The following is a 7,618-nucleotide window of genomic DNA, read 5'->3' on the forward strand; positions in this document are numbered from 1 at the left end:
AAGTACAATCAAGAATCCAGTGAGCTTGGTTCTCAATTCCCCAATGTTTACGGATGGCTCGACCTAAAAGTTGAGCATCACTGGGTAAAGAAGAGAGATAAAATTGAACCTCACGAGTAGTTTGATTCCAAAGACGACGCTTCCGAACAACCATCACTACACTTTGGAGTCCAGCCCAGATTTTGGGTTGGTAAAGTTCACCAAGAGCCGAAACTGGAACAGACCAAACTTGACGGATTTCCGTACGGTGATGTCCTTTTTCAATGCGGTGGTCAGAAGATAATTTAGATGTTTCTGTTCGCTTTTTAATAGCAGCAGAAACAACATTTAAACAATTAGCTAAAACTCCAGCTATGGGAAAAATATGTCAATTTTCTCATCCCAATTTAACAGATATTCGACAACAATCAATTAAAAGATTTAGGAAATATCTGGTTTTTTATCGTATTGTTGAATCAGAAATTGATATTTTGCGAGTTATTCATGGTGCAAGAGATATTGAAACAATATTAGATGAGGATGACTAAGTGGGCTATTGAGTTGGTGCATTAATTATAACGCAGATGTACGCGGATAAACGCGGATTGTCAGAATCAGGATTTCCAGGATTTGAGGATTTTCAGAATTTTATTAAGTATTCATAAATTTAGATACAAGACTTCTTTGATTAATATTATCATTGATTAGGTTAATAATCTCAGAAGTCGGGTATCTCTAGAGACGGCAATATAAATTAACTCACACCTAAGTTACTGTTTAAACTATTAAGAATACCGTCGTGGAATTTATTGACCGAAGATAAAATTCCATTCTCTGGATCGTTTAGCAATGACTCCTTGACCTCATTCAAATAACTTTCCAGGTTTGCTCGCAGAATTGGCCTTTCTAATTGAACAGTATGATAATGATCCCATACATCCCAAACAATAATACCCAAACCTGCAATTGGATTTAACAATTCTAATCCTAGAAGACCAACTGCCATTTCGCCACTTCCCTCTGCTGCGGCTTTAGCTGCTGTTTTGGTTGCTAATTTTGTTACTGCTTTAGAAGTCGCTTTACTTACTGTAGAGGCAACAACTTTTTTAGTACCAAATATATTGAGAAATTTTGACCAATCAAAACATGAGATATTAACTCAAATTGAGCAGAAGATTCAGGATATAAAGAAAGAAATTAAGATATTATTGAAGTAATTTCAAGATGTAATTGTCTGAATCCTGTAAATCCTTAAATCCGGGATATCCTGATTCAGACAAATTATGACCCGTAGTAGTAGGTTAGGTTAACGTAAGGAAACCCAAGAAATTGGATGTTATCAATGCAAGTTTTCACGCCATGAGAAAATAATTTTCTCCTCAGCTTGTCTAAATTCAATATTAAACTTATCAAATACAACTTCTCGACCTAATAATAATTGTTCTCCACCCGTATTACTTTGTAACCATGCTACAGGAGCAATCAAATTATATCCATCAATTGTCATTTCTACATTACGTAAAACATACTCAACCCTACCACCAATAGTTTCTGCTAACAAAGTTGATTCTGAATCAGCTAAAGCATAACCTAAATCTTGACCTACTTTCAAAGAAATTAAGCTCAATTCAGCACCAGAATCTACTAACAGTATTGCAGAAAATTCTATATTTCCATGTTTTAATTTAACACTATAATTGGGTTGCCAATCATGACGCGCAACAGTTCGGAAACGAATTGGTAAAATTTGTACAGATGCGGTGTGATGAGGAACTAAATAAATTAAAAAATTCTGTTTTGTAGCTTTAGCTAATTCTAAAACTTCTTGTAAATTTTCGCTATGTGCGATTATCCCATTAGAATTATAAGCAACATATTGATTTTTATATAAATCCAATAATTGATGACGGTTTTTGTTTAACCGTTTAAGAATTTCATCTCTTTCACTGGGGGAGGGTGTTGTGTTCATATTTATGAATATACTGTACTTCTTTTATTATACAATTATGATTGTTCAATCAGTATCATCTCTTCCCAAAGTTAGATTATGAGTTCCCGTCGTATGCTCAAACCTGGTGAAAATTCTGATTGGTATTATTAGTTAAGTAATTTCTCTGATGGTAATTTAACGCAGATGTTTTTACAAATATTTTGGGATATTTGGGTAATATAAATGATATAATCATTTTTCAGGATTTTAATAAAACCTCTATGAAAACCTTTACTATTGGACATTCCAACCACACCATAGAATCTTTTATTGAACTATTACAAAAACACGATGTTACCGCTTTAGCTGATGTGCGTTCTAGTCCCTATAGTCGCAGGTTTCCTCAGTTTAATCAATCAAATTTAAAAGCAGCATTGAAAACTGTCAATATTGCTTATGTTCCTTTGGGTGATAATTTAGGTGCGCGTCCTAGTGATAGAAGTTGTTATGTAGATGGAATGGCCAGATATGATTTAATTGCTGCGACGGAAGCGTTTAAATTAGGTTTAAATCGTTTGATTCAAGGTTCGCAAAAATTCCAAATTAGTTTAATGTGTGCAGAACAAGATCCCATTGTTTGTCATCGGGCAATTTTGATTTCTCCTCATTTAAAAAATGCAGGTTTGAATATTTATCATATTCTTAAAAATGGAGATTTAGAATCTAATGAAGATTTAGAAAATCGAGTTTTAAAACTCCATACTTTATATGATTTATTACCAGAAAATCAAAGTTCTGCTAAACAACTTTCTCTGTTTGATATGCGGTCTAACCAAACTATTGAAAAACAGTTTAACCGTGCAGAGTTAGTAGAAAAAGCATATCAATTACAAGGTGAAAAAGTCGCGTATACAGAAAATAAGGATGATCATGAATAAGCAAAATCAAGAAGTTAATTTATTTACGATTGGGTTTACTCAAAAGAAAGCAGAACAATTTTTTGAGACTTTGATAAAATCTGGTGTTAAACGAGTGATTGATACCAGATTAAACAATGTTTCCCAACTTGCGGGATTTGCAAAAAAGCAAGATTTACAATATTTTCTGCGTAAAATTGCAGATATTGAATATATCCATATTCTTGATTTAGCACCAACTCAAGATATTTTAGATGCTTATAAAAAAAAGCAAATAACTTGGGATGTCTATGAGGAAAAATTCAATCTTTTGATTTCACAACGACAAATTGAAAAGAAATTATCTATAGATATGATAGATAAAAGTTGTTTGTTGTGTAGTGAACTTAAACCCCATAACTGTCATCGGCGGTTAGTAGCTGAATATTTGCAAGGTAAGTTAGATAGTAAGTTAGATAAAAGTATCAAGATTCATCATCTTTGAGTATATTCTCAGACACGGATATATTTAGGTTTTGTTTAAGCGTTAAGTAGTTTTACTGTTCAATTTTCAAATCTTCTCATTTTACTATTACTGTAACAAGTAAGGTGCAAGTGAGAATATAAGATGTTGACATTTGATATTATCTGTTTAGCAAAATCTACTAAACATGGTGGAATTTGTATTGCGGGGATAAAAACCGATGGTTCTGGATGGTTGCGGCCAATTTCTAATAGAAGAAATGGTACTTTATATCCAGAACATTTCATGACTAGAGATGGTCAAGAACCAGAATTATTTGATGTTATTAGGATTCCTTTTATTAGACATGAACCGCAATGTCATCATCCTGAAAATTACCTAATTCATTATAGTTATAAATGGCAGATTTTAGGGAAAGCAAGTTTAGAACAAGTTAAAAATTTAATCAAACCAGAAATTAAACGTAGTTCTTCAGAACCAAAATTATTAGGTAATTTTGATAAACAGATAGGTTATGAAGATTTACAAAATACACCTCTTAAATCTTCCTTAGCGATGATTAATCCAGAGGTGTTAGAATGGGAGGTGAGATATAATTCACAAAATAAAAAAAATTTTAGATGTTTGTTTTGTTTATGTGGAAATTCTTATGATTTACCTATTACTGATCCGGTGTGGATAGAGAAACTAAACGTTTTAGAAGAGGGAATATATTTCTGTGAAGATGTGATCGAAAAACTAAACTTAGAAAACTTTGAACCGGATAAATTTAGATTAACCATTAGTTTAAGTGAACCTTTTCAACCTTATTATCCCAGTCAATTAGAATATTGTTATAAATTGGTTGCATCCGTAATTAATGTTACTGATGTTTCTTTCCGTTTGGGATGGTATAGATGATAGGTGACAGGTAACAGTTTTAAAAATAACTTCAACGTCCAAAATTTCTCTGCGTTCTCTGCGTCTCTGCGGTTCGTTTTCTTAAACTTTGATAATATTGTCTTTTAAAATACTGTAATAACTAATATGTAAAAGATAGAATATTTAGCGAAATTGTTTTTAACAACAAGGTCAAATATTTTTTAAGGTTGTATTTCTACCGCTTCAGATGTAAATGTCAAAAGTATTTTTTACTAGATTGGGTATTGATAATGACTTACAATTCAGAGGAAATGCAGCAAATTTTAGAAGTTGCTTTTAAACGCAAGCAACAGGGAGAATTTACGCGAGAACAAATAATAGAAATTGCTTCAGAATTAGGGGTTTCTTCGGAATCTCTCATTGCTGCGGAAAATGAATGGTTAAAAAAACAAGTAGAAGTGAAAAAAGAAGCAATGTCTAATCATCAAAAACAGCAAGAGTTTAAATCACATTTCATGGTTTTTTTGATTGTTAACGGGTTTTTGATTTTGTTAAACTTGTTCACTGGTTCTGGTTATTTTTGGGCTATTTTCCCGCTTTTGGGTTGGGGTTTAGGTTTGTTACTGCATTGGATGAATGCTTATAAAAAGTAGGGTTTAGAGTAAGTTTTAGATCCCCGACTTCTTTCACTATCATGTCTATAAATCATAAATTGATGACAGAAATCGGGGATCTGTTTATTTATTATTGACTGATCTCAGACTTTAACCACCTCTCCAAATCATTAATATCTGTAAAATCTAATAATGATTCTCCTAGTTTTTCCAATTGTTCTATATTCAAAATATTGAGATTTTGAATATAACTATCACTCAACTTTCCAAACCGCTTAGATAACATCCTTAATAGTAAGTTGATTGCTTCATCTTTTCTACCTTCCTGTCTACCCTCCTGTCTACCTTCTTGTTTACCTTCTTGCTTTGCTTCTTGATATACTCTTGTTTGCTTAATGTCACTCACTAAAAACATTGCTTCTATCTCCTGACGGCTTAATTGTGAAAACTTTGACAATAAAACAGTCTCTAACAATTCTATAATACTTTGTTTTTCGTTGTCATCCTCAATTTCTGTTTTGGTTCTGTCCATGAGGTTTTTCACTAATTCTGGTGCTTGTGCTTCTTTACTGACAATTAATTCAATTAACCCCATTCCTATTGAACCTGGTGGTAATTCATCTAAATAAATTCTTTTTATTCTCCCACTGTTAATAAATTCTTGTTGATAAGCTGTCAGTTCTCCTACGTCTAAACTGCGTTTTGCAAATAACGCTATTGCTTGCCAATCTTGTACAGGTTTAAATTGATTGAGATAAATGTTTATTTCTGCTATTAATTCCCAGTAAAAGTCTGGTTTTGGTTGAAATTGCACTTCCACAAAATAGATGGGTTTTTCTACATTATCTGTCATAAAAATCCCATCAAATCTAAATGCTTTTTCTTTCACTTCTACAGAGGTGAATTGATAGTCTTTGGCGTTTTCTGTTGGTTCACCCAGTATTTCAAATAATAGGGTGTGGAAAGTGAGGAATATTTGGTAGAAGATTGTGTCTGTGTGCATTATTTATGTCAATTATTTCCTCTTTTTAACCAGTAAAACTCATCGCAAACATCTAATTGCTTCTAATAAACCTCTCGCTTTATTTAATGTCTCCTCATATTCTTTTTCTGGTTCGGAGTCTGCTACTAAACCTGCACCTGCTTGGACAGTAACAGTTTGATTATTTAATACCATTGTGCGGATAGCGATCGCACTATTTAATTGTCCTTCAAAGTCATAATATCCATACACCCCAGAATATACTCCTCTGCGGGTTGGTTCTAGTTCGTTGATAATTTCCATTGCACGAATTTTTGGCGCACCGCTAACTGTTCCCGCAGGAAAACAAGCTTTTAATAAATCCCATGCTGTCTTATTTTCTGCTAATTTACCTACTACATTACTCACAATGTGCATGACATGAGAGTAAAGTTCAATTACCATTAATTCATCTACTTTAACTGTGCCATTTTCACACACTCTTCCTAAATCATTTCTTCCTAAATCTACTAACATGATATGTTCAGCAACTTCTTTAGGATCTTGTAATAAATCTGCTGCTAAAGCTTCATCTTCTTTGGTGGTTTTTCCTCTTGGTCTTGTTCCTGCTATCGGTCTAACTGTGGCAATAATTCCTCCTTCTTCATCTCGTTCTGCTTTCACCATCACTTCAGGACTAGAACCGATAATTTGCCAGTCTTGGAAGTTAAAAAACGCCATGTAAGGTGAAGGGTTAATTTGCCTTAAAGAACGATATAAAGCAAAAGGATCACCTTTATATTCTGTGGATAATCTTTGAGAAATGACAACTTGAAAAATATCGCCGGCTTTAATATATTTTTTCGCTTTTTCTACACTCGCGCAAAATTCTTTTTTAGTGAAATTGCTGGTGTATTCTTCTATTCCTGCTTTGGGTTTATTTTGGGGAGATGTCCAAGGTAATTTAGTATTTTCTGGTGATATGGGTAAGGATAATTTGCTTACCATTTCTTGAATGCGATCGCACGCTTTTTGATAAGCAATTTCTAAGTTTTCATTATTCCTTAAATCTGCGTAGGCGATCGCCCAAATTTTGCGTTTTACCTGATCAAATATCAATAAATGATCTACTTGCATCCATAACCCATCAGGAAGATTACGCTCATCTTGGGCATGAATTGGTACACGGGTTTCAATCCAATTGATTAACTCATAGCCCCAAAACCCGAATAAACCGCCAATTCCTGAAGGTAGCTGTGGTAATTTTACGGGGTGATAAGGTGCTAAACATTCCGCTAACACATTGAACGGATCACCTGTAAAAACTTTCTGTGAACCATCTCTATAGGTTTGGGTAGTTTGATCTCCCCTTGCTTCTAAAATCCAAAGCGGGTTACAACCCAATAAACTATATCTTCCTACTTTTTCACCACCTTCCACCGACTCCAGCAAAAAGCTGTAAGGTTGACTTGCACAAACCTTGTACCAAGCAGAAACAGGGGTATCCAAGTCAGCTACCCATTCTTGATAGACAGGAACAAAATTACCTTGTTGAGCGAGTTTTGTAAATTGTTGGAAGTCGGGGAAAATCATAAATAATCTGGTGATTAGGGATTGGGAATTGGTGATTGGGTGTGAGGATGATTATAGAAGATGAATGATAAATTATCAGCATTTATCATTATCTACAATTCCCAGTCCCCAGTCCCCAGTCCCTCACAAGGGTAGGTATTTTACATTGTCGTGAGTGATGGCAAGACTTGGGGGACAAGGAAGGACAGTGGACAAGGGAGGAAAGCCGTACAAATGATGTACGATTGGTAACAAAAACTGACGCTCAACAGACCTTGTACTGAGCGAAGCCGAAGTACATTTCTTGTCTAAAATCTTCCT

The 7,618-nt window shown here is 34.0% G+C and carries 9 protein-coding genes and 1 pseudogene; 5 read left to right on the top strand and 5 right to left on the bottom strand.

Annotation, left to right across the window (positions count from 1 at the left end):
* Positions 1–283, bottom strand: a pseudogene (locus PN497_RS17885) (ISAs1 family transposase); the annotation flags it as partial.
* Here PN497_RS17885 and PN497_RS17890 point away from each other — a divergent pair.
* A complete protein-coding gene (locus tag PN497_RS17890; protein ID WP_272110741.1) occupies positions 264–527 on the top strand; it encodes a type II toxin-antitoxin system RelE/ParE family toxin in 264 nt (87 codons plus the stop codon). The pseudogene PN497_RS17885 and the gene PN497_RS17890 sit on opposite strands and share 20 nt — an antisense overlap.
* A 206-nt stretch (positions 528–733) precedes the next feature.
* On the opposite strand, the gene PN497_RS17895 is transcribed toward PN497_RS17890, so the two are convergent.
* Positions 734–985, bottom strand: a complete 252-nt coding sequence (locus PN497_RS17895; RefSeq protein WP_096570451.1) for a hypothetical protein — start codon at positions 983–985, stop codon at positions 734–736.
* Positions 986–1,318: 333 nt separating this feature from the next.
* Positions 1,319–1,948 (bottom strand): retropepsin-like domain-containing protein, encoded by a 630-nt coding sequence (locus PN497_RS17900; RefSeq protein ID WP_096570453.1) that lies wholly within the window; start codon positions 1,946–1,948, stop codon positions 1,319–1,321.
* A 242-nt stretch (positions 1,949–2,190) separates the two neighbouring features.
* Here PN497_RS17900 and PN497_RS17905 point away from each other — a divergent pair, with 242 nt between their 5' ends.
* The 4 genes from PN497_RS17905 to PN497_RS17920 all read left to right on the top strand — a co-directional run bounded on the left by PN497_RS17905 (position 2,191) and on the right by PN497_RS17920 (position 4,803).
* On the top strand, positions 2,191–2,847 hold the full coding sequence (locus PN497_RS17905; protein ID WP_096570455.1) for a DUF488 domain-containing protein: 657 nt from the start codon (positions 2,191–2,193) through the stop codon (positions 2,845–2,847).
* Complete coding sequence (locus PN497_RS17910; protein WP_096572771.1) at positions 2,840–3,310, top strand: DUF488 domain-containing protein; 471 nt, start codon at positions 2,840–2,842, stop codon at positions 3,308–3,310. The genes PN497_RS17905 and PN497_RS17910 overlap by 8 nt, the downstream gene beginning before the upstream one ends.
* 123 nt (positions 3,311–3,433) lie before the next feature.
* A complete protein-coding gene (locus PN497_RS17915; RefSeq protein WP_096570456.1) occupies positions 3,434–4,189 on the top strand; it encodes a dual OB domain-containing protein in 756 nt (251 codons plus the stop codon).
* A gap of 251 nt (positions 4,190–4,440) precedes the next feature.
* Entirely contained in the window at positions 4,441–4,803 is a 363-nt protein-coding gene (locus tag PN497_RS17920) for a 2TM domain-containing protein (RefSeq protein WP_096570458.1), read from the top strand.
* 91 nt (positions 4,804–4,894) lie between these two features.
* Here PN497_RS17920 and PN497_RS17925 read toward each other — a convergent pair whose 3' ends face one another.
* Positions 4,895–5,767 (bottom strand): Rpn family recombination-promoting nuclease/putative transposase, encoded by an 873-nt coding sequence (locus PN497_RS17925; RefSeq protein ID WP_096570460.1) that lies wholly within the window; start codon positions 5,765–5,767, stop codon positions 4,895–4,897.
* A gap of 39 nt (positions 5,768–5,806) precedes the next feature.
* Positions 5,807–7,318 carry an anthranilate synthase component I gene (trpE, locus tag PN497_RS17930; RefSeq protein WP_096570462.1) on the bottom strand — a complete coding sequence of 504 codons (1,512 nt, stop codon included), beginning with the start codon at positions 7,316–7,318 and terminating at the stop codon, positions 5,807–5,809.
* Positions 7,319–7,618: the final 300 nt, after the last annotated feature.

Source organism: Sphaerospermopsis kisseleviana CS-549 (genome assembly GCF_028329225.1).
Taxonomy (GTDB): Bacteria; Cyanobacteriota; Cyanobacteriia; order Cyanobacteriales; family Nostocaceae; genus Sphaerospermopsis; species Sphaerospermopsis kisseleviana.